The organism is Roseibium sp. (assembly GCF_965232425.1).
Lineage (GTDB): Bacteria > Pseudomonadota > Alphaproteobacteria > Rhizobiales > Stappiaceae > Roseibium.
Genome location: NZ_OZ246971.1, coordinates 4,569,374 through 4,590,084, shown reverse-complemented (window position 1 = coordinate 4,590,084; position 20,711 = coordinate 4,569,374). Strand labels below are relative to the sequence as shown.

Below are 20,711 nucleotides of genomic sequence, written 5' to 3'. Positions count from 1 at the left end.
CCTTCTAGTTCAGGATAGCCAGGCTCAGCGACGGCCAGCGGATCAGTGCGACCAGCACGATCAACATGACCAGCGCAAACGGAAAGGCCCCGACAAAAACGTCCTTTAGCGAGATGCGCGGATCGTTCAGCGTGGCCTTGATGACAAAACAGGAAATGCCGAGCGGAGGCGTCAGCAGACCGATTTCCGCACCGACAACGGTGATGATGCCGAACCAGACCAGGGAAAGGCCCATCGGTTCGACCAGCGGCAGGAACAGCGGCACGACGATCAGGATGATGGAGGCCGTGTCGAGGATCGTTCCGAGAAAGATCATCATCGCGACGTAAATGACCATGATCCAGAAGAAGGTCAGCTGCGTGTCGGTCAGAAGATCGCCAAGTTCGTTCGGCAGGCCGGCAAGTCCGAGCATGCGGCTGTAGATGGAGGCCGCCGTGATCAGGAACAGGATCGAGGCGGTGATGTGGCCGGTCTCCAGAAGCGCCTGCCACAGCGTCTTCAAGGTCAGTTTCTTTCGGAAAGCGGCGATCACCAGCCCGAGCAGCGACCCGGTCGCCCCCGCCTCGACCGGCGTCAGCCAGCCCGTATAGATACCGCCGAGGACGGCAACGATGAGGATCAGTGTCGGCAGGGTCTTGTCCGCGATTTCCATCGGGGACATCCACTCGGTTTCTTCCGCCGGTCGGCCGCCGACATATTTCGGCGTGACCCGTCCCATCAGGAAGATCGCGATCACATAGGCCGCGGCCAAGAGAAGACCCGGCACCACCCCGGCAAGGAACATGTCGCCGACGCTCTGTTCGGCAACGAAGGAATAGATGATCAGCATCGCGGAGGGCGGAATGATCATGCCCAGAACGGACGAACCGGCAACGACGCCGACCGCAAAGCGCGGATTGTAGTCGAAGGCCAGCATCTGGGGCACGGAGACCTTCGAAAACACCGACGCGGAAGCGATGGACGATCCGGTCACGGCGGCAAAGACGGCATTGGCACCGACGGTCGCCATGCCGATGCCGCCCTTGACCTTGCGAAAACCGGAATTCATCACGGTGTAGATGTCGGCGCCGAGCCCCGCCTTGGAGACGATCAGCCCCATGAAGGTGAAGAGCGGCACCGTCGCGAAGGTGTATTCCATCACGCTGTCGCCGATCGCGATCTTCAAAAGATTGATCGCGAGGTCGAAATTGTCCCGCATCAGGAGGATCGAGACGAACGAGACAAGGCCGAGCGCGATCGGGATATAGACGCCGACATAGACAAGGACGACGATCGCGATGACGGACAGGATGCCGATTTCAAAAGGTGTCACGCGTTTTCCTCGGCATGTTCGTTAAGGCGGACGGGCTCGACGGCGGGATCCGGCATGATGACCTTGATGAAGAACAGGACCATGCACAGGGTGGCGCTCAGGAAGATGGCGAGCTTGATCGGCCACCAGGGCGCGGTAAAGATACCCGGCACACCAAAAAAGTCTTTTGTTTCATACATCTCGACGAATTCCGGCCAGATCGCATAGGCCACGAGCAGCATGAACACGCCCGACACGAAATTGATCGTGCGCCGGATCGTTCCGGCGGATCGTGGCCGGGACGTCGACAGAATGGTCAGGAAGCCGTCGGAGCGCGTCAGCCGGTTCATCCGCACCACGTCGGGCAGCTGCAGAAAGACAATGAGCACCATGGAGAACTGGACCACTTCATACGCCCCCCGGAAGGGGGCGTTGAAGAGACCGCGCGCGACCACGTCATAATTCACGATCAGGACGAGGCCGAGCACGATGAGGGTGCCAACCGCGTTGGCACCCATGGCAACCCAGCTGGCGAGGTTTGAAAGGGCGCGAACGCCAGTACGGATTGGTCGCAGCATTCCGGCGCTCCCGCTTGTTGTCGCCGCCTTACTGCGAAAGTTCCGCAGACCAGTCGCGGGTCGGTGTGAAGCCCGAGTCCTGCAGTTTGGTCATGTAGGCCTTCAGCATGTCACTGCCCGGCTCACCCTTGGAATCAAGGTCTGCAGCCCATTCCACGGCAAGGTTCGGGATCGCGGCCGCCCAGGCTTCGCGTTCGGCCGGGTCCATTTCCACGATGGTACCGCCGGCTTCGACATACTTGTCGCGGCTGGCCTGTGCCCTGTCCATGGCAATGCCTGCGACATGGTCGCGGTACTCGACGGCAACCTCCTGCAGAACCTTCTTGACCTCATCGGGCAGACCGTCCCAGTAGTCCTTGTTCACGGTGATCGTCTTGGAGTTCACCGCGCCGAGATCAGCCTTCAGCATGTAGGGCGCGACTTCCGCGATCTTGAAGGTACTGGCGGCTTCCGGCCACAGCATCGCCTTGTCGACGAGACCGGTCTGCAGCATGTTGTAGAAATCTGTCAGACCGCCGCGGACACCGGCCGCACCGTCAATGCCTTCCAGGTATCTCAGGTTCATGCCGGCACCGGCGACCTTCTTGCCTTCAAGGTCGGAAATACCGTTGATCGGGTCCTTCGAGAACACCTGGTAGGTGTCGAGCACGACGCCCGTCGCCAGATACACCTGGTTCTGTTTTTCGAATTCCTTCTGCATGGTCGGGAATTCCTTGGCGATCTCGTCAACCGCCTTGGCGACCGCGCGCGAATCCGGTGCAACGAACGGTGTCACCGCGGAAATCGCCTGGCTCGGCAGCTTCGATGAATGGAAGATCGTCGTCACGATGCCGATATCGCCGAGGCCCAGCTTGATGCCTTCCAGGACACCCTTCGGCTTCACGATGGAGCCGCCGTAGCTTTCCTGCCAGTCCATCTTGTAGTTGCCGGATTCCGCAAGCCGCTTGTCGACTTCAGGAATGAAAAAGTTGGTGAATTCCTTTACCCAGAGGGCACGCGCCGGATAGCCGTCGATGACGACGGCCTTGATGGTCTCGGTCGCGGAAGCGGGCAGCGAGGTTGCACTCAAAAGCGCAAGAGCAAGCGCGCCCCGTCTCGTCATTTTTCCAAACATGGCATTCTCCTCCCAAAATTCAGAGCGGTCAGGCCTTTTGCCAGACCGTCTCAAGTGCGGTCCCCGACTGTTCGAACAATTTCGACAGGGGACAGTATTTGGCGACTTCCCGCGCAACGCGTGCGAGATCGTCATCCGTTGCGGTCCCGTCGCTCGTCACCACCTGGCTCAGCGCGACAAAGGGAACGTCGATTTCCTCCTCCAGGGTGACGCCCCTGCGGTCGAACTCGCAGGTTATTTCTATCGACAGGTGTCCGATATCGACGCCCAGTTTGCCTGCACACTTGTTGCCGATCACGTTGGTGCATCCGGCAAGGGCGGCCAGCGCTGCCTCCGTCGGTGCGGGGCCGAGATTGGTTCCGCCGCGTGCCTCGGGTTCATCGATCGAAAATGTCAGGTCACGGATACCGACATCCGTCCTGGAATGGCTGATCCCCTTTGCCGAGGACCGTAGCTTGACGACTGTCTTTGCCTTCAGCGCCATGCGTCTGCCTCACAGGAACTTGCAGGCTTTGTCGAACGGAAGTCGCGGCAGTTTCTGGAACAGCGCGGTCTCGTCGGCATAGCCGAAGTTGCACAGGAAATTCGATCTGAGCGTGGTTCCGGCAAAGAACTCCTCGTCCACGATCTTGTTGGAAAAGCCGGACATCGCCCCGACATCAAGACCGAGCGCGCGCGCCGCGATCATGAAATAGGCCCCTTGAAGCGTCCCGTTTCGAAAGGCGGTTGTCTCGGCGTGTTCCGGCTTTCCTTCAAAGTGCGGCCGGCGGTCCTCGTGGGGAAAGAGGAACGGCAGTTCCTTCCAGAAATCAAGGTCATGCGCAATGATGACCGTTCCCGGCGCAGACATCATCTTGTCGATGTTCTTGTCTTTCAGCGCCTTGGAAAGCCGGGTCTTGGCCTCATGGCTTTCGACGAAATAGAACCGCGCCGGGCATGTGTTCATGCTTGTCGGACCTGCGGCCGTAATCTCGTAGATCACCTCAAGGACGTCGCGCGGCACGGGCCTGTCCTGCCAGGCGTAATGCGACCTGGCGGTCCGCAGGATCAGGTCGATGCCGTCGTCGTCCAGCTTGCCGATGCGCGCGCGCAGATCACGGATATGCGCATGCGCTTCAGCGCGCAGCTTTTCCAGCGCCTCACCGGTCGGTGCATGAGAGACCGCCACTGTCATTCCGCGGCCTCCGTCGCAACCATGTCTTCCTCGGCGACGATGGGATTGGCACAGATACCGATGCCCTCGATCTCGACTTCAACAACTTCGCCCGGCCGCAGCCAGCGCTGGGGGGTCTTGGCATGCCCGACCCCGGGAGGCGTTCCCATGGCAAGCAGATCGCCGGATTCGAAGGTCGTGAATTCGGAAACCGTCGCGATCGTGCGCGCAACGCTCCAGAGCATGTCGGAGGTTTTTGCGCTCTGCAGGATTTCCGTGCCGACGCGGGACTCGATCTTGAGGCCTTCCGCCCCCTCGGGCAGTTCGTCCGGCGTCACGATGAGCGGGCCGATGGGGCCGGTGCCGTCAAAATTCTTGCCGGGTGTCCACTGGTGGGTCTTGCGCTGGTATTCCCGCACCGAGCCGTCATTGAAGATGGTGTAGCCGAACACGTGGTCCAGCGCATCCTGCTCGCTGATATGCTTGCCGCCCTTGCCGATAATCACCATCAGCTCGGCTTCGTAGTCCAGTTGCTCCGAGCAGCTCGGGCGGACCATCGGCGCGCCTGCCGGGATCATGGACGTGTTGCAGCGCATGAACAGCGCGGGATAGGAGGGAACCTCGTAGCCCCCTTCCTTGATATGGTCGACATAGTTCAGACCGAGGCACATGATCTTGCCGGGACGTTCGATCGGAAGGCCCGGCGTGATCGAGGAAAGCGGCTCCGCGTCCACGCTTTCCTTCATCGCTTCCAGACTGTCCATGGCGATGCGGCCAGCCGCCATCGCGCTCAGATCCGTTCCGACACTTCCGTTTGCCGCTGTCAGGTTCCAGCCCCATTCCCCTTCCACGAGAAAGACACCCTGCCCCGACGAACCTGTCCCAACTATGAATCGCATTTTTGCCTCGGCGTTTCCAAATTTTTTCTGACTTTGACGACTATTTTTAAGATTGTCAAATAATATCGATTTTTTTAATGTGAGAAAAATTGGAGGTACCGCATGCCGAAATGGAACGACTACAAACGCATGGCCCGGGAACGGGGATCGCTCGCGCTCGAGCTCTATGTCGTGAACACGGTCCCCTCCGGACCGGACGCAGATTTGCCCGGGACCCTGCCCGATCATCTTGCCTACCAGGCCCGGATGGAACAGGAGGGCAAACTCGTTTTCGCGGGTCCGGTCTCAGATGCTTCCGGCGACAATCTGGAGGGTGAAGGGATGATCATCTACAGGGCGCCCTCACTGGAAGACGCAAGGCGTTACGCTGCTGAAGATCCGATGCACGCGAAGGGTGTCCGGACGTTCACGGTTCGCCGCTGGCTGATAAACGAAGGCAGTTTCACCTTGTCCGTCGGCCTGTCCACCAAGCAGGTCAACCTGTCCTGAGGTGAAGGCATCCGCGCCGTCGGCTCGCCAAAAGGACAATTGGGCAAGGTGCGAAGCACGGCATATGGTTTGTGTGCATGTTTCCGGCGCAGCCGGAGATGTGCACCTTGAGACGTCACCCCTGCGGCGTCGAGACGTTTACGGCCCTTGGAGAACACGATGACCATCCTGGGAGATTTGCTGTCGACAATTTTCGAACGCAGGTATCTGGCTGCTGCGCTCGACAAGCCTGACTCCCGCTCGATGGAGGAACTGATCACGGCTCTTGTCGGCGCGACCGGCGAGATTACCGGGCTCTCGGCCGCAAATCACATCCTGAAGCGCTACCAGGCGATGACAGACGAGGAAAAACTCGCTTTCTTCCAGCATCTGGCGAGCGACATGAACATTGATCCCGACAAGGTGCGTACCACGCTCGACGCTTATGAGAAGAACCCGAGCAAGCAGAGCTACCGTGCCTTCATGACGGCTGTCGAACCGGACCGGCAGGAACTCATCCGGCGTTTGAACCAGACCCCGGGTGCCACCGAAATCCTGGTGCGAATGCGCGCTGATCTTCTCACCCTTGGCGGCAACGATCCGAAACTACAGGCGCTCGATCAGGATTTCAGGCACCTGTTCGTGTCCTGGTTCAACCGGGGTTTTCTGGTTCTGCGGCCGATAAGCTGGGAAAGCCCGGCACATATCCTTGAAAAGATCATCGCCTATGAATCGGTGCACGAAATCGCCAGTTGGGAGGACCTGCGCCACAGGCTGGTGCCGGACGACCGCCGCTGCTTCGCATTCTTTCACCCCACCATGCCGGACGAACCGCTGATTTTTGTTGAAGTGGCCCTGACGGGCGAGATCCCGGGTTCCATTCAGGATCTGCTCACCGACGAACGCGAGATCATTGCCGCGGACACGGCAAAAACGGCCGTCTTCTACTCGATCTCCAACTGCCAGGCGGGGCTCGCCGGGATCTCGTTCGGAAATTCGCTGATCAAGCAGGTCGCATCTGACCTGTCGGCCGAACTCCCCGGCCTGAAGGCCTTCGTCACCTTGTCGCCGATCCCGGGGCTGACGAAGTGGCTGGATTCGGAAGATATTGCCTATGAAGACGCGGACACCAAGCAATTGAGGCTCCTTGCCGCCTATTATCTGATGTCGGCAAAGCGGCCCGATGGTGAGCCCCTGGATCCCGTTGCCCGTTTTCACCTTGGCAACGGGGCGATGATCCATGCTGTCCACGCCGTCGCGGACACGTCCGCCAAGGGACGCGCGCAATCGGCCGGGGTCATGGTGAACTACCTCTACGACCTTCCCAAGGTCGCCCAGAACCACGAGCGGTTTGCCACCTCGCATGAGATCGCCGCATCGGGCGAGATCCGCAACCTGAATGCGGCGGCGAAAAAGCAGGACCTGCACCGCCCCGAGCCCGAACAGGCAAGCGCCTGATCCACCCCTCTTCAATCGGCGGGAATTGACCGATGATTGGCCGCAGGCGGGGCCGATTGTCGGCCTGTCGTCATCATTTTGACGCAACAGGCGATCAGGAGGGGCCGACTTTACGACAGTGCGTGCAGTTGACCGGCGGCCAACCGACCTGACCGGCAATGGCGTCGCGCCAGGCAAGACAAAAACATGACCATCGATTTTTCGCAGATCTTCCAGCAGGACTCCGTGCTGGTCATCTTCACGATCATCGCGATCGGGTACTTGATCGGCAACATCCGCATCGCCCGGTTTGAGATCGGCGTGACCGGCGGCGTGCTGCTCTGCGCGCTCATGTTCGGCCACTACGGTTACAAGATCGACCCGATCGTTCAGGCGATCGGCTTCACGCTGTTCATCTATTCCGTCGGCTGGCAGGCCGGACCGCAGATCCTCAACGTGATGCGGCAGGACGGGCCGAAATATCTGGTCCTGACCGTTTTCATGGCGGGCGGTTCCTTCCTTTTGGTGCTTGGTCTCGCCTGGCTGACTGGTCTTTCCAACGCCTTTTCCGCCGGGTTGATGGCCGGCAGTCTCACAAGCACACCGACCCTTGTCGGCGCTCAGAACGCGGTATCCTCCGGTCTCGTGTCGCCGGCTGCCGGACAAACCCCGAACAGCCTCATCGAAAGCATCAGCGTCGCCTACGCCATCACTTACATCTTCGGAACGGTTGGACTGCTCCTGGTCGTGAAACTGCTGCCGAACCTTCTGCGTGTCGATCTCGCGGAAGCAGCAGAAACCTTTGCCAGCGAACGCGGTTTCAAGCAGGAAAATGTTGACGACACGATCGACCGACCGATCCTGCGCGCCTACCTGATCGACGACCTTGAGGTCAGCGGTCTGACAATCGCGCAGGCCCTGGTCGCCCGCTCCGCAAAGGACATCAGCGTCAGGTCGCTCTACAAGATCAAACGCGGGACCGAACTGATCGACCCCCAACCCGATACGGTGATCGAGGCAGGCGACAAGGTCGCCGTTTTCGCAACGCCCGAAGAACACGCAAGGGCCAGAAGCCAGTATCGCCTCGGTGCCGAAGTCCTGGACCGGGACCTGATCGATGCCGTCGTCGATGTCGCCGAGGTTGTCGTGACGAACCCGAATGCCGTCGGAAAGTCGCTTGAGCAGCTGGGCATTTACGAGCGTCACGGCTGTTACCTGACACGCATGACACGATCCCAGATCCAGCTTCCCCTGGCACCCGGAACCGTTGCCCAGCGCGGGGATGTCATGATCCTGACCGGCGAACGCCGGGCGCTCGACAGGGCCATTGCCGAACTTGGCGCGGAGGATCGGAAGGCCGTCGAAACGGACCTGCTGACCTTCGCCGCCGGGATCGTCTTCGGCTTGCTGCTCGGTCAAATCACCGTCAAGGTCGGCGACATCGATGTGGGCATTGGCACCGCGGGCGGACTGCTGATCGCGGGCATCTGTGTCGGTTTCCTGCGCGCCAACCGTCCCACATTCGGCCGCATGCCGGCCGCGGCCCGCTTCATCATGATGGAACTCGGCCTGCTCCTGTTCATGGTCGGGGTGGGACTGAACGCCGGTGGCGGCATCGCCGCTGCGATCGGCTCGGTGGGCCCGGTGCTGTTCCTGTCAGGCGTTGTCGTCACCTGCCTGCCCCTTCTTTGCGGTTACGTCTTCGGGCGGCTGGCCCTTGGCATGAACCCGGCCTTGCTGCTGGGCGCGCTGACAGGGGCCATGACCAGCACACCGGCCCTCGGGATCGTGCAGCAGGCGGCAAAAAGCACAGTTCCGGCGCTCGGATATGCCGGCACCTATGCCCTTGCAAACGTACTGCTCACACTCGCAGGCACCCTGATCATGCTGCTTTGACGGATATTGCGCCCGTCCGCGCTGGACAAAAAGGCCTCCGTCAGGGCTTCGGCCGCCCGGACAGCGCAGCCGTGAGGCGTGCGTCCTCCAGGTAAGGGTCGTTGCCGAAGCGGATCAGGCCCTGTCTCTGAACCCAGACGGACTGGTGCGAAACGACGGCCATCAATCCACCGCGAGCCGGGAACGTCACCGTGTCCTGTCTGGATATCCGGTCCTCGATGCCGTCGGCCGGCAGCACCCGCGGCTCGATGATCTGGTCCAGGATATCCAGTCCGTTGACGATGCCGAAGGCCGTTTTCGGCAGGTAGGGATTGCAGAACAGGTCATCGTCCGGCGTGGCCTCGAGATCGAAGAGCTGCAACCTCTGCTCCTGCCGCAGCCGGTAGGCATATTGTCCGAGCGGGTTCTCGCTGGACGCCGGCAGATAGAGAGCATACTGCTCCCGGTTGCTGGCCCGCTCGATATCGCGCAGGCTGGCTTCCTTCCACGGCAGCGCATCAAGCGGAACGTCGGCACCACTGCGCTTCAGATAGTAGCCGGCGGCCTCGACCTGCTCGGGGTCCTGCTTGAGGCGCGGCAGCAATTCCTTGCCGAAAAACTCCCACGGCACCTGCCAGGTCGGGTGGAAGGTCACCGCCTCGATTGTCGTTGCCAGCGTCGTGTGGTTCCTGTCCGGGCAATTCGGATAGGCCTGCCCTTCGCGCACGACCCGTCCGTTCTCCAGGAAAACGTAGGTGTTTTCGCCCTTGTTCACGTAAAGCTGCAGCCGGGAATACTCATTGGGGAGCCATCGAATGCGTTCCAGCGCGTTGGTGAGCTGCTCGATCCGCCGGTCCACGGGGATGTTGAGCGCCCGGATCAGTCCGGGTGTGACCTGGCCGGAAATCTCAAGCCCGTAACGCAGATGCGCCTGCCCCACCGCAAAGGCCAGGCGCTTGTCATAGGCGGTATCCCCGGATGCTTCCGCCAGTAGGCCGTCCTCGAAAAGCCGCCGGCGCAGATCGGGAACCGGCACGGAGGCCGGATCGAGGAAGGTAAAGCCACCTGAATCCTGAATATCATGAAGGTGCTGCAAGTGCCCCTTGAGACGTCTGTAGGTGTCGTCCTGCGGTTGCCAGACATCGATAAACGCGGACATCTCCTCCGATGATATCAGTCTCGACAGGGCGTCGACCGTGTCGATCGAATTGGACGGCATGTAGGCGTCGGGATAGAGCACGCGGGGCGAGACGCGCCCTGCCCTCAGATCATGCGCGTAATCCAGAAAGTGACCGGTGTAGAGCAGCTCCACCCAGGCGATGTCGGCTGCCGAGGAAAGGCTGTTGAGCGAAGCGGCAGCGTCCTCGAGCACCGCGGCCGGATAGTCCTCCGGACGCAGACCCTGAAGATAGGCCAGTTGCATTTCGCTGATGAGTTCGTGGCTGCGCGGATGGTCGAGCCAGAGCAGTTGTGCCTCGTCGGAATTGTAAAAGGCGGAGATTTCGTTCCGCCGTTTCTCGACGATCAGCGGCAGTCTCTCGGGCGATGACAACAGCCAGCGGACATTGTCGAGCATTTCATCGGCCAAGGCTGCCGCCGGCAGCAAAAACACAAAGGAAACAACAACTGCAAGTCTGGCGATTACACGCTTCATCCGGTCAACCCTCGGGATGTCTTTGGCCTTCATCATCACATCTTTCAACAAGGCCTGCATCCGATTTTTGTCCATCAGGATACGCATCCGCAAGGCGGATGGATGTCCCGCCGATCCGTGAACCGTGAGCCGCTTGAACAGCCACGACCGGCTTCAAGGCATGCAGATATACAGCCTTCCCCACGCACTGTGCCGCCGAAGCCGGCTCGTCAAACATCCTTTCCGGCCGTTAAGCACAATCGCAGATTCTCCGGGGATCAGCTTCCGCAAGGAGAGTCTATCGTTGCATTTTATGTCGCATCACGTAATATTCGTTAAGAGTTTGGTAATAAATCTTACGGGACGCGTAACATGGAATCACCTGCGGGTGAAAACGGCTTCGACGTTACAACCTGGGCGAACAACGCCATAGAAGCCAGTGGCATGAAGAATACCGAGGTCGCGGATCTTCTGCGCCTGACGCCGGCATCCGTGTCTCGAATCCGCAAGGGAAAACAGGCTCTCAGCGCAGAACACATGCTGTTGCTGTCAAGGGAATTGAAAGCGCCGCTGCCCGGTGAAGTTCCCCAGGAACCTGGCCGGGATCGCCAGAGCCTGGACAAGGAACTCTACCTGAAGGCTCTGGAAAGCGTTGTTGAACAGAACAACCGGAAACCGGAACATCAACGCATGAACCAGTTCGAAATTCTGGAAAGCGTTTTCTTTGTATATGAGGCTCTCGTCAAACTGAAAAAGTAAGTGGTACAAACCATGAGTGTGCAGGAATTTACGAAGGAACAGCTCGAGTTCCTTGAACTGTTTGAAATTGCAGCCAGATACGACTGCCTGTATCTGCTGGACTTTCACTGTTTCAACATGTTCAATCACGACCAGACCAGTCTATTGACGGATGCGGAGCGTGCGGAACTTGCCGTTGAGGCCCGAGGCGACATTTTCGCCGAAGCAATCCAGCGCGGATTCCAGCCCAACCCGGGACCCTTTGGACAGATAGATGAGCAAGAATACCTTTGTTGAGCCACTTCCGCTCTCAAATGTAGAGAACGGACTGGCCGGTGAGCGGGCTCAGTTCCTGCTGAACACCTGGAAAGAAAACCGTGGCGTCATGATCCGGGACAGCCGCATGACGAAGTTGAGCCCGTGGCTCCTTCTCACGCTGCCCTCGGCCAACCCGGGCGACGTTCCGACGATCACCTTTGCGGGCAAGGAGACCACGTTCAGGCGGTTCTTCCCGCACGCGCTGGATCCCGAAGCGCAGAAACCGGCAACCAGTTTCCTGCCGCAGGTTTACCGCAAGGGCGTCGCAGACGGTTATCAGACGGTCTTCAAGGGAGATCCGTGGCTGGATATCCAGCGGACCGGCAATCGGCTGGGCGCCGGCGTTCCCGACATGACGCTCCAGAGGCTCCTGGTCAGGTTCGAGACCCGTTCGGGGATTGTGAGAATATTCTGTCTGATGGAATTGCTGGAAATCCACGAGCGACGCGATCTATCAGATCACACACATCATCAACGCTATTGCCGGCAAAAATCAGATTGGCATCCAGCGTACCAGGCAGCGGCTCTGCCCAGCGCAATGCATGGTGGGAACATCTGGTAAAGCCGCATTCGCGCCAGAAACCGTCCAGGAATGTGTGCCCCTGGATCCAGCCATAGTAAAAACCGGCTCCCCAGTCGTGCAAGGCCTCGATCTGGGCGAGCTGGTTGAGCAACCCCCCAAGTTTGTGGCGTCGCCAGTCACGCGCCACATAGGTGCCTCCCAGATAGACGACATCGCCCGTGATCCGCCGTCCGACACGCGGCTGGTCCTCTTCCAGAACGACCTGTCCGCCCAGGGCATTCGGATAGCAGCGGTGAAAGTACTTGCGCCAGAAATCGGTGAGCGTCATCGGATATTCCATCCTGTCGAAACGCGCGCAGACCCGCCCGACCATCTTGCCGTCCTTGTCGGTCAGGGCGAGCCAGAAGGCCTGCGACGGCGTATAGGTGTTCAGTGTCGGCGTGAAATGGCCTTCAAGCGGCGGAAACCCGCTTTCCGCGGCCATGGCTTCGACCAGATCGAAATCGGAGCCGCGCCGCAGGACAAGACCGAGAGACTGGAACTCCCGGTCGATCACGCCCCAGGCGCGCTTGACCTGAGCCTTGTCCAACTCAAAATCCAGTCTTTGCATGGATCTTTCAGCCCGATTGACGTCCGATTACACGATCTGCAACTCGGTATTGCGCGTCGGTCAACAACCGCCCCCACCGTGGAGGTTGCGACGACAGGGCGGGATGGTATCAGAGTCGGTTCGGGAATTGACGCCAACTCAAGACCTTAAACAGGATTTTTTTCCGTAAAGGCATGTTCAATGCATACATTGCGCCAATCCTGGGTGGTCATTCCAGGCGGTCGAGATCGCGCGTCGCGAAAATGGCATTACGCCAAAGTTAAGTTTGGCACGGATGTCAGCCGAGGACGCTCTTCGGGAAATAGAAGGAAACGGTCCAGTTGGGCATGTCGACGATTTCCGAAATGCGCAGGTCACCGCAGACCGAGCACAGCATGTAGGCATCAAGCGCGCTCATGCCGGTCGTTGCGGAAACCCAGTCGACCATCCCCGACACCGCGTCCCGGGCTGCCTGCATCAGGTCCTCGCCGACACCTGTCGTCGCCTTGTAACCCTTGGCATCGAAATGCCGGGTGACCGGCCCATCCGTCTCAAAACGTGGAAAGGCGTAGTTCGCCTGCTTGATCAGGTCCACCTTGATCGCGACATCCATCGGACTTTCGATCGCCGTCCCGCAGATCTCACCGTCGCCCTGAGCCGCGTGCGTGTCCCCGAGCGACAGCATGCCCCCGGTAACCTCGACCGGCAGATAAAGCGTTGTTCCGACAGCATTGTCCCGGATGTCCAGATTCCCTCCGACCCGGCGCGGCGGCACCACCGAATGAAGACCCGGTTCGGCGAGCGCCAGCCCGATCGTGCCGACGAAGGGTTTCAGGGGAACGGCCCCGCCCGGCCCGTAGAGCGCTGGTTTCATGGCGACTGAATCGTATGTCCAGATATGCAGCGCGGGATCCGGGAACTGGTCGGTCAGCAGTCCGAAGCCGGGAATATTGGCAGTCCAGCCCCAGCCGGACGGCTTGAAATCCAGAAAGGTGATCGCAACTGCATCCCCCGGTTCAGCGCCCTCGATGAAGATCGGACCCGTGACCGGATTGACCTTGTCGAAGCTGAGATTGCCGAGATCGGCAACCGTCGAATGCGCGTTAAACTGGCCACCGGAGCTGTCGATCGTTTCGACTTCGATCGTTTCGCCGGGTGCGACACTGAGGATCGGATCGATCGAATTGTCCCAGCCGAAGTGATGCGCGTGCTTGTGGATCGTGTGATTGCAGGCCACGTCTTCCTCCTAGAAAGTCTTGCGGACGAACAGCGTCTCGATTTCCCGGTTCCCCATGATACCCGTCGGTCTGAGCGCCATTGTCAAGACGATGACCGCACCCAGCGCGATCCCTGACAAGCCCAGCGCTTCAGGCAGTTCGATACCGAGCAGCACGGGTCCCGTTTCCAGATACCGGACGCCTTCCAGTCCGAACGAAATCAGGAATGTCCCGAGAACCGCCCCGGTGACCGTGCGCATACCGCCGAGGATCAGCATCGCCAGGGTCAGGAAGACGTGGTTGAAATAGAAGGGCCGCGCGGAAATCGTACCAAGGAAATAGGCGTAGCAGATACCGGCGACAGCCAGGATGACCGCACCCAGCACCCAGGCGATCAGGCGCAGCTTGTAGATCTCGACGCCCATCGCGGCCGCGCCGACCTCGTCGTCAGCACTGGCCCTGAGCTGGATGCCCCACCGGCTTTCCCGGAACAGCCGGCACACGATGACCGTCAGGATGGCGATACCCACCACCCAGCTCAGATCGAACACCTGAGGGATGCCGAAAAACGCCTGATTTCCCTTGAAGATATCGGTCCGGTAGAGAAACACCGCATGCACGATCACCAGTACCGCAAGCGTCACGATGGTCGCGCCGATACTGGTCAGCCGGACAATGAAAAGACCAAGCAAAAACGCCAGAACCGCCGTTATCAGGAGGGCGATCGCCGCGGAAAGCACCGGGTCGAGCGAGAAGTCTGCCAGACCCCACGGTGCCGCCGGCAGGGAAATCTTCTTGATGTTTTCGGGCGTGACGCAAAGGGCGGCCGCATAGGCCCCGATCCCCATGAAGGCACTGTGCGAAAGATTGGTGATCCGGGCGTTTCCCATGAAAACCTGAAGACCCAGAACGACAATCAGGTTGACATAGGCCGAGTAGACCAGGCGGATCTGGTAGCGCGATCCGAAATAGAGCGTGGCAATGCCGATCACGACCAGCACTGACGCCAGCAACGCCGCCCCCACCAGGCCGGATCTCTGGCTCTGGCTCAGCCGAATCACAACTTGTCTCCCTTTTCGATGGCAGGAGAAAGAATGCCGTCCGGCCGCCAGATCAGGATCAGCGCCACGATCATGAACACGAAGGCGTCGGTCATGCCTCCAAGGCTCTGCGGAAGCATCACAAGCATGGCCACCTCGACGGCTCCCAGCAGAAACCCGCCCAGCACGGCCCCCGGAAGACTTCCAAAACCGCCGACCACGCAGGCGACAAACGCTTTCAGGACCGGGTCGAACCCAAGATGCGGATCGACACTGCCGCGCCGGGCCATGATGAAGATGCACGCCAGACCGGCCAGAAGACCGGAGATCAGGAACGCCATCGCAAACACCCTGTTGGCCTTGATGCCGGTGAGCCGCACCATTTCGAAATCGAGAGACGCGGCGCGCACGGCCAGCCCGAGAACGGTGCGCCGCAGGAACAGCATCAGCGCCACGATGACGATGATCGTTGTCAGCGTTTCGAAAACCTGAAGCGAGGCGAGCCGTATCCCGCCGATCTCGATCGGCCAGTCGAGGAAGTAGAGCGAGGTCACGGCAATCGGACGTGGAGACACGAACATCAGGAAAACGTTCTGAAGCACGATCGAGACGCCGAAGGCGGTCAGGAGCCCGGTGGTCGGATCGGCTTTGCGCACCGGCCGGAAGGCGACCCGCTCCAGGGTCAGGGAGGCCAGCATTGCCGCAATCACCGCGCCGCCTATCACGATCACCGGATTTCCGATCGCAAGCGCGGCGAAGGCGACCATCGTGTAGCCCCCGACCGCTATGATCTCGCCATGGGCGAAATTGACCAGTCCCATGATCGAAAAAACGATTGCGAGACCGAGGGCCAGCAGCGCGTATTCGGCTCCGAAGCTGAGTGCGTTCAGAACCTGCTGAATGACATATTCCATATCAGGCGACCCCCGTCAGCTCTGCCATCAGCTTGTCGCTCCTTCCGAGTTCGTCCGCGGTTCCGTGGGCGACGATCCGGCCCGAGCTCATGAGGTAAGCGTAGTCCGCGAGCTTGAGCGCCTGTGTCGCGTTTTGTTCAACGAGCAGGATCGTCATGCCCTGGTCTTTCAGTGTGCCGATCAGATCGAAGATCCGCCGGACGATCTTCGGCGCGAGCCCGAGGCTCGGCTCGTCGAGAAGCAGGATCTTCGGTCTCGCCATCAGCGCGCGGGCGATCGCGAGCATCTGCTGTTCTCCTCCGGACAGCGTCCCGGCAGCCTGATCCCTGCGCTCGGCAAGAATGGGAAAGAGCGAAAACCAGTGTTCGATGTCCCTGCCCTTTTCGCTCTGGTCTTTCTGCAAGGCGGCGCCCAGCGTGAGGTTTTCCAGGATTGTCAGATTGGAGAAAACGCGCCGCCCTTCGGGGGAAACGGCAATGCCCGAGCCAATGCGCGCCTCCACGCTGTCGCCGGAAATCTCCCGGTCCTCGAACAGGATCGACCCGGTCGCGCGTGCAATGCCCGTGATCGCGGAAATCGTTGATGTCTTCCCTGCGCCGTTCGGCCCCAGGAGAGAGATGCACTTGCCCCTTTCCACGGTGAGGGAAATGCCGTGAACCGCTTCGATCGGCCCGTGATAGACATGGAGATCCTGGATGGTGAGCATGCGTTCCGCCTGGCTGGCGCGGCCTTCGTTTACAGAAGGCCGCGCCGGGATCGTCAGTTCCAGTCTGTCGGAACGTTGGCCGGGATCTCGTTCGTGATCAGAACGCGCTTGCCGTCCTTGTACCCGATGACCGGGATCGTTCGCTGAGCGTAGGTCTTGGTGTCCTTGAACGAAATCGAATCCACGGTCAGAACCGGGACGCTGTCGGCGGACCGGATGGCGTCCGAGACCGCTGCCGGGTCAAGGCTGCCGGCGGTTTCCACGCCGAATTTCACCGCCATGATCGTGTCCGCTCCCGTTGCCGGGAACAGGCCACCGACCTCAAAGCCCATGTCCTCACATTCCTTCATGAATTTCACGACCGCGCTGTCCGCGTGGCTCGGTGCGAGCGTCGCGAAGAACACCTTGTCCAGAAGGCTCGGATCGTCCGACCCGATCGCGTCCAGCGAGGGATCGTCGAAGCCATCCGACCCGATGACCCAGGCATCAATGCCCGCACTGCGCAACTGGCGGACAAGAACGCCGACATCGGGCATGATCGAGGAGATGTAGACCGCGTCGGGTGGTGTATCCAGCGCCTTGATCTCGGCGATCTGCGGCGACCAGTCGGACGTTCCGAAGCTGAAATTGAGCTTGGCCTGGACCTTGCCGCCATTTTCCTCGATCACGTCTCCGAACCAGAGCGGCGTGCGCGCAGACCAGGAGCCGCCTTCATCCGATGTGAACAGGACGACATTCTTCACACCCTGCTTGAGCGCATGATTTGCCGCCGCCGTGGCCGTGAACGGGTCGGGTGACACGCCGGTGAAGAAGTTGTCGACAATCCCTGCATGCATCTCCACCTGCGTTGACTGCGGCTGGAAGATCGAGACACCGTATCCAGCGGCAACCTGCGCGACCGGGATCATCGTGTCGGAGAACGGGATCGTGCCGAGCATGACCACCCCGTCGTCCAGGAACTTCTGCGCGAGCGAGACGGCGGTCTGCGTGTCCGAGCCGGTGTCCTGGATGAACAATTCGATGGGCATGCCGTTGATGCCGCCGTCCGCGTTGATCTTTTCCGCCATGCACTTCGCACCCTGGAATTCCGAATAGGGTGCGTAGTCGCCGGTCATGGGTACTGCGAGACCGATCTTGACCGTATCCGCGGCGAAGGCCGGGGTGGCAGCAACTGCGAGCCCGGCGAGTGTAAGTCCGATTTTCTTCACTGTCCCTCTCCTGTTTTGCGCCGCCTCACGCGGCATTGGAATGGTCCTCGCCCAGATAGGCATCTATGACGTCCTGGTTTGTTGTTATCTCTCGGGGCGTTCCTTCAGCGATCACGGCTCCCATGTTCAGGACCGTGATCCTGTCGCAGAGCGTCATGATGAATTTGAGATCGTGATCGATGACCAGTGTGGCGCAGCCGAAGCGGGTCTTGACCCAGTCGAGTGCTTCGGCCAGCTCGTGTGTCTCCTGTTCGTTCATTCCGGCTGCCGGTTCGTCGAGCATCAGAACCTTGGGATTGAGCGCCAGCGCGCGCACGATTTCCAGCCGCCTAAGATGTCCATAGGAAAGCGCGTTTGCCGGCATGTGCAGTTTGCCCGCAAGGTCGAACCGCCCGACGGCCTCGCCGACGGCGGTGCTGTCGTCGTGTCCTTCGGACCGGGCGGTGATCTGGGCAACCTCGATGTTCTGTCCGACCGAAAGGTTTTCAAAGATACGCAGATTCTGGAACGTACGGGCAATTCCCTTGCGGGTTCTCGCAGCCGCTCCCGTGCCGTCCAGAATGTCGCCCTCAAGGGACATGGTGCCGCTGGACGGCGTCAGAAGCCCGGAAATCAGGTTGATCAATGTGGTCTTTCCGGCCCCGTTCGGACCGATGAGACCGCGCACTTCTCCCGCAACCACCTCACAACTGACATCGCTGACGGCTCTTACACCGCCAAACTGTTTCGAAATGTCATTGAGCACGAGCATCAATAGGCATCCTCGTAGGCGGCACATTTCTGCGCCGTGTCCATGTCCTGAACAAAGGCCGCTTCCGCCGTCTTGTGCGCCACGTAAACCGCCGCGAAGTCAGGATCGAACCAGCCGGTCACGACCTTGTTCGCCGCAAACCGCTGCAGCGCATCTTCCAGCGTTTCCGGCAGGCGCACGAAGCCCCTTTGCTCGAGTTCCGCGGCACTCAGGAGCGAGAGGTCTTCCTCTGTCACCTGCGGTGCAGCGAGACTTTCCTCGATCCCCTGACAGCCCGCGTGAACGATTGCGGCAAGCGCCAGATGCGGTGACGCTGCGGCGTCCGCGGCTCGGTACTCGATGTTGAACTGGCGCGCGATCGCGTCCGGATCCTTCGCGGTCACGGGGCAGATGCGCAGGCTTGCTTCGCGATCCTGAAGACCGAGATTGTTGTAGGCCGCGCTCCAGCGGTGCGGTGTCAGCCGTTCGTAGGAAATGACGGACGGCGCAGTCAGCGCGAGTATGCTGTCCATGTATTTCAGCACGCCCGCGGCGAAAGCCGCAGTCAGCGGCGAAAGTCCGTGCGCACCCGCCGCATCGTAGGTCAGCGGCCCGTGATCGCCCATGAAACTCATGTGGATGTGAACACCGTTGCCGACGCTTGCAACGTCGCGAATGGGCGTGAATGTCGCCTTCTGCTCGAACCTGCGCGCGGTCATGCGGGTCAACTCGCGCGTGATCACCGCTGCATCTGCGGCTTTCACGCCCTCTTCCGGTGCGACCGTCACCTCGAATTGGTCCGGCCCGTATTCGCAGATGAAACTGTCCGGCCTCAGGCCGGCCTCATCAAGCGCAGCCGAAAGGGTTTCGGCAAATCCGGCATGTTCGGCATGCCCCTGCAATCCGAAGCCCTGATAAGGCAGGGTCGAACCGCCGGCGAACTGGAACTCGTGTTCGAACGCGGCCAGCAGCCGGGCATCGCTCAGCTCCTTCAGGCGCAAAAGGGCAGCGCGCAGGATCGAGCGCGTACAAAACCCCCAGGGCCGGCCGTCCAGTGTCCGGATGTCAGACAGCATGAAACGCTCGGGCGGCGTTCCGTCCTCGAAATCCACAGTGACATCCGCCGACTGGTCCGGGATCAGGGCCAGATCACCGAATGAACCGAAAGGGCTGTCTGCGATGGTATCGAAGCAGGTGATCTGAACATTCGTCGGCACCCAGCCCATGCCGCGTTCACGCCGCTTGTTCAGCTCGTCCGCCGGAAAGGCCTTGCCGCGCGTCTTTCCCGACAGATCGGATGTCGCGGCGAATATCATCGGCTTACGTATCATGTCTGAGTTCCTGCCTCCCCTCCGTCAGGGCGTCCCAAGCCGACACGCGCTTGCTGTGCTTGGTCCAGTCCGTCTCGGCAACCCGCGTCATGATGGCCTCCATCAGCGTGAAACCGGCAGCGTAGCTGTCCCACACGGTTCCGCTCTCAACCGGCACGGCGAGCGTTTCGCTCGCATGGGTCACGGCTGGCGACAGCCACTTGTCCGTCAAAACGACGACATTCGCCTTTCTTTCCGTTGCCGCGAGCTTCGCCAGATCGGTGACGGTTTTCTGATAACGGCGGAAATCCACGACGAAGAGCACATCCTTGCCGCGCATCCGCAGGAGACTGTCGGGCCAGGTTTCCGGGTCCGGATCCATGTGAAAGACATCGTCGCGCAACCGTTTCAGATGGCGGCTGAGATGCTGCGCCACCAGATCGCTCACGCGCCCGCCCATGACGAAAACCCGCCGTCCCGGATCGCTTAGAAGGCCGCAGACACGTTCGAACTGCGCGTCGGTGATGCTCTGCGCCATCTCGTCGATAAGCGCATTTGCGCGTCTGGTGAAATCGCCAAGAAACGAGCCGTCGACCTGCCGCTCCACCACCATCAGTTCGATGGGCGAACGCTGGCTCGCTTTAAGCTCGCGGATCAATCTGCGCTGAAAGTCCTGGTAGCCCTGAAATCCCAGTTTCGACACGAACCGCGAGATCGACGGAGACGAAACGCCCGTGCGTTCGGCCAGTACCTGGATGGGTTCCAGGCCGGCAAAGGGATAGTCCGACAATAGCGTTGTCGAGAGCTTGCGCTCCGCCCCGGTCAACGCCTCTGACGTTCCGGTAATCAGATCACGGATTGTGCTGTGAGCTACCATGCCTTGCACAGTGATCTGATAAAAAAATCTTGTCAAGCTTTCCCATTTATGACGAAATGAAAAAAGATTATCAAAACCCTTGTGGAGCTCCTC

At 60.2% G+C, this 20,711-nt stretch carries 21 protein-coding genes; 5 read left to right on the top strand and 16 right to left on the bottom strand.

What is annotated here, in order from left to right; all coding sequences use genetic code 11:
• Window positions 1–4: 4 nt before the first annotated feature.
• Genes ACO08A_RS20870 through ACO08A_RS20845 form a run of 6 tightly spaced genes read right to left on the bottom strand, consistent with a single transcriptional unit; the run spans window position 5 to window position 5,035 of the window.
• Window positions 5–1,312, bottom strand: coding sequence for a TRAP transporter large permease (locus ACO08A_RS20870; RefSeq protein ID WP_422037843.1), 1,308 nt, complete (start codon window positions 1,310–1,312; stop codon window positions 5–7).
• The gene (locus ACO08A_RS20865; RefSeq protein ID WP_422037842.1) at window positions 1,309–1,869 is read right to left on the bottom strand and encodes a TRAP transporter small permease subunit; all 561 of its coding nucleotides are present in this window, start codon (window positions 1,867–1,869) and stop codon (window positions 1,309–1,311) included. Before ACO08A_RS20865 ends, ACO08A_RS20870 begins: the two co-directional genes overlap by 4 nt.
• A gap of 28 nt (window positions 1,870–1,897) precedes the next feature.
• On the bottom strand, window positions 1,898–2,983 hold the full coding sequence (locus ACO08A_RS20860; protein ID WP_422037841.1) for a C4-dicarboxylate TRAP transporter substrate-binding protein: 1,086 nt from the start codon (window positions 2,981–2,983) through the stop codon (window positions 1,898–1,900).
• A 28-nt stretch (window positions 2,984–3,011) separates the two neighbouring features.
• The gene (locus tag ACO08A_RS20855) at window positions 3,012–3,467 is read right to left on the bottom strand and encodes an OsmC family protein (RefSeq protein ID WP_422037840.1); all 456 of its coding nucleotides are present in this window, start codon (window positions 3,465–3,467) and stop codon (window positions 3,012–3,014) included.
• Between the two features lie 9 nt (window positions 3,468–3,476).
• The gene (locus ACO08A_RS20850; RefSeq protein ID WP_422037839.1) at window positions 3,477–4,157 is read right to left on the bottom strand and encodes a malonic semialdehyde reductase; all 681 of its coding nucleotides are present in this window, start codon (window positions 4,155–4,157) and stop codon (window positions 3,477–3,479) included.
• Window positions 4,154–5,035 carry a fumarylacetoacetate hydrolase family protein gene (locus ACO08A_RS20845; protein WP_422037838.1) on the bottom strand — a complete coding sequence of 294 codons (882 nt, stop codon included), beginning with the start codon at window positions 5,033–5,035 and terminating at the stop codon, window positions 4,154–4,156. The genes ACO08A_RS20850 and ACO08A_RS20845 overlap by 4 nt, the downstream gene beginning before the upstream one ends.
• A 102-nt stretch (window positions 5,036–5,137) precedes the next feature.
• Between ACO08A_RS20845 and ACO08A_RS20840 the strand changes: the two genes are divergently transcribed.
• From ACO08A_RS20840 to ACO08A_RS20830, 3 genes are all read left to right on the top strand, one after another.
• On the top strand, window positions 5,138–5,524 hold the full coding sequence (locus tag ACO08A_RS20840) for a YciI family protein (protein WP_422037837.1): 387 nt from the start codon (window positions 5,138–5,140) through the stop codon (window positions 5,522–5,524).
• Window positions 5,525–5,683: 159 nt separating this feature from the next.
• Window positions 5,684–6,961, top strand: a complete 1,278-nt coding sequence (locus ACO08A_RS20835; RefSeq protein WP_422037836.1) for a malonyl-CoA decarboxylase — start codon at window positions 5,684–5,686, stop codon at window positions 6,959–6,961.
• Window positions 6,962–7,147: 186 nt separating this feature from the next.
• Entirely contained in the window at window positions 7,148–8,836 is a 1,689-nt protein-coding gene (locus tag ACO08A_RS20830) for an aspartate:alanine exchanger family transporter (RefSeq protein WP_422037835.1), read from the top strand.
• 40 nt (window positions 8,837–8,876) lie between these two features.
• On the opposite strand, the gene ACO08A_RS20825 is transcribed toward ACO08A_RS20830, so the two are convergent.
• A complete protein-coding gene (locus tag ACO08A_RS20825) occupies window positions 8,877–10,505 on the bottom strand; it encodes a hypothetical protein (RefSeq protein ID WP_422037834.1) in 1,629 nt (542 codons plus the stop codon).
• Between the two features lie 315 nt (window positions 10,506–10,820).
• On the opposite strand from ACO08A_RS20825, the gene ACO08A_RS20820 reads away from it, so the two are divergent.
• Window positions 10,821–11,207, top strand: a complete 387-nt coding sequence (locus tag ACO08A_RS20820; protein WP_421983897.1) for a helix-turn-helix domain-containing protein — start codon at window positions 10,821–10,823, stop codon at window positions 11,205–11,207.
• Window positions 11,208–11,483, top strand: a complete 276-nt coding sequence (locus ACO08A_RS20815; protein WP_422037833.1) for a hypothetical protein — start codon at window positions 11,208–11,210, stop codon at window positions 11,481–11,483.
• Window positions 11,484–11,878: 395 nt separating this feature from the next.
• On the opposite strand, the gene ACO08A_RS20810 is transcribed toward ACO08A_RS20815, so the two are convergent.
• The 9 genes from ACO08A_RS20810 to ACO08A_RS20770 all read right to left on the bottom strand — a co-directional run bounded on the left by ACO08A_RS20810 (window position 11,879) and on the right by ACO08A_RS20770 (window position 20,618).
• Window positions 11,879–12,637, bottom strand: a complete 759-nt coding sequence (locus ACO08A_RS20810; protein WP_421983899.1) for a hypothetical protein — start codon at window positions 12,635–12,637, stop codon at window positions 11,879–11,881.
• 277 nt (window positions 12,638–12,914) lie between these two features.
• Window positions 12,915–13,853, bottom strand: coding sequence for an acetamidase/formamidase family protein (locus ACO08A_RS20805; RefSeq protein WP_422037832.1), 939 nt, complete (start codon window positions 13,851–13,853; stop codon window positions 12,915–12,917).
• Window positions 13,854–13,862: 9 nt separating this feature from the next.
• The gene (locus ACO08A_RS20800; protein WP_422037831.1) at window positions 13,863–14,894 is read right to left on the bottom strand and encodes a branched-chain amino acid ABC transporter permease; all 1,032 of its coding nucleotides are present in this window, start codon (window positions 14,892–14,894) and stop codon (window positions 13,863–13,865) included.
• On the bottom strand, window positions 14,891–15,787 hold the full coding sequence (locus ACO08A_RS20795; protein WP_422037829.1) for a branched-chain amino acid ABC transporter permease: 897 nt from the start codon (window positions 15,785–15,787) through the stop codon (window positions 14,891–14,893). The genes ACO08A_RS20800 and ACO08A_RS20795 overlap by 4 nt, the downstream gene beginning before the upstream one ends.
• Window position 15,788: 1 nt before the next feature.
• Window positions 15,789–16,493 (bottom strand): ABC transporter ATP-binding protein, encoded by a 705-nt coding sequence (locus tag ACO08A_RS20790; protein WP_422037828.1) that lies wholly within the window; start codon window positions 16,491–16,493, stop codon window positions 15,789–15,791.
• Between the two features lie 53 nt (window positions 16,494–16,546).
• Window positions 16,547–17,701: an ABC transporter substrate-binding protein gene (locus tag ACO08A_RS20785; RefSeq protein ID WP_422037827.1), complete on the bottom strand. Its 1,155-nt coding sequence runs from the start codon at window positions 17,699–17,701 to the stop codon at window positions 16,547–16,549.
• Window positions 17,702–17,726: 25 nt separating this feature from the next.
• Window positions 17,727–18,452, bottom strand: coding sequence for an ABC transporter ATP-binding protein (locus ACO08A_RS20780; protein ID WP_422037826.1), 726 nt, complete (start codon window positions 18,450–18,452; stop codon window positions 17,727–17,729).
• Window positions 18,452–19,762, bottom strand: a complete 1,311-nt coding sequence (locus tag ACO08A_RS20775) for a glutamine synthetase (protein WP_422037825.1) — start codon at window positions 19,760–19,762, stop codon at window positions 18,452–18,454. Before ACO08A_RS20775 ends, ACO08A_RS20780 begins: the two co-directional genes overlap by 1 nt.
• Entirely contained in the window at window positions 19,752–20,618 is an 867-nt protein-coding gene (locus ACO08A_RS20770; RefSeq protein ID WP_422037824.1) for a MurR/RpiR family transcriptional regulator, read from the bottom strand. Before ACO08A_RS20770 ends, ACO08A_RS20775 begins: the two co-directional genes overlap by 11 nt.
• Between the last annotated feature and the right edge of the window lie 93 nt (window positions 20,619–20,711).

Excerpts from the sequence above, each read along its gene's own strand:
- ACO08A_RS20865 (WP_422037842.1), bottom strand. The coding sequence starts at position 1,869 with ATGCTGCGACCAATCCGTACTGGCGTTCGCGCCCTTTCAAACCTCGCC.
- ACO08A_RS20860 (WP_422037841.1), bottom strand. The coding sequence starts at position 2,983 with ATGTTTGGAAAAATGACGAGACGGGGCGCGCTTGCTCTTGCGCTTTTG.
- ACO08A_RS20855 (WP_422037840.1), bottom strand. The coding sequence starts at position 3,467 with ATGGCGCTGAAGGCAAAGACAGTCGTCAAGCTACGGTCCTCGGCAAAG.
- ACO08A_RS20850 (WP_422037839.1), bottom strand. The coding sequence starts at position 4,157 with ATGACAGTGGCGGTCTCTCATGCACCGACCGGTGAGGCGCTGGAAAAG.
- ACO08A_RS20845 (WP_422037838.1), bottom strand. The coding sequence starts at position 5,035 with ATGCGATTCATAGTTGGGACAGGTTCGTCGGGGCAGGGTGTCTTTCTC.
- ACO08A_RS20840 (WP_422037837.1), top strand. The coding sequence starts at position 5,138 with ATGCCGAAATGGAACGACTACAAACGCATGGCCCGGGAACGGGGATCG.
- ACO08A_RS20835 (WP_422037836.1), top strand. The coding sequence starts at position 5,684 with ATGACCATCCTGGGAGATTTGCTGTCGACAATTTTCGAACGCAGGTAT.
- ACO08A_RS20830 (WP_422037835.1), top strand. The coding sequence starts at position 7,148 with ATGACCATCGATTTTTCGCAGATCTTCCAGCAGGACTCCGTGCTGGTC.
- ACO08A_RS20825 (WP_422037834.1), bottom strand. The coding sequence starts at position 10,505 with ATGATGAAGGCCAAAGACATCCCGAGGGTTGACCGGATGAAGCGTGTA.
- ACO08A_RS20820 (WP_421983897.1), top strand. The coding sequence starts at position 10,821 with ATGGAATCACCTGCGGGTGAAAACGGCTTCGACGTTACAACCTGGGCG.
- ACO08A_RS20810 (WP_421983899.1), bottom strand. The coding sequence starts at position 12,637 with ATGCAAAGACTGGATTTTGAGTTGGACAAGGCTCAGGTCAAGCGCGCC.
- ACO08A_RS20795 (WP_422037829.1), bottom strand. The coding sequence starts at position 15,787 with ATGGAATATGTCATTCAGCAGGTTCTGAACGCACTCAGCTTCGGAGCC.
- ACO08A_RS20790 (WP_422037828.1), bottom strand. The coding sequence starts at position 16,493 with ATGCTCACCATCCAGGATCTCCATGTCTATCACGGGCCGATCGAAGCG.
- ACO08A_RS20780 (WP_422037826.1), bottom strand. The coding sequence starts at position 18,452 with ATGCTCGTGCTCAATGACATTTCGAAACAGTTTGGCGGTGTAAGAGCC.
- ACO08A_RS20775 (WP_422037825.1), bottom strand. The coding sequence starts at position 19,762 with ATGATACGTAAGCCGATGATATTCGCCGCGACATCCGATCTGTCGGGA.
- ACO08A_RS20770 (WP_422037824.1), bottom strand. The coding sequence starts at position 20,618 with ATGGTAGCTCACAGCACAATCCGTGATCTGATTACCGGAACGTCAGAG.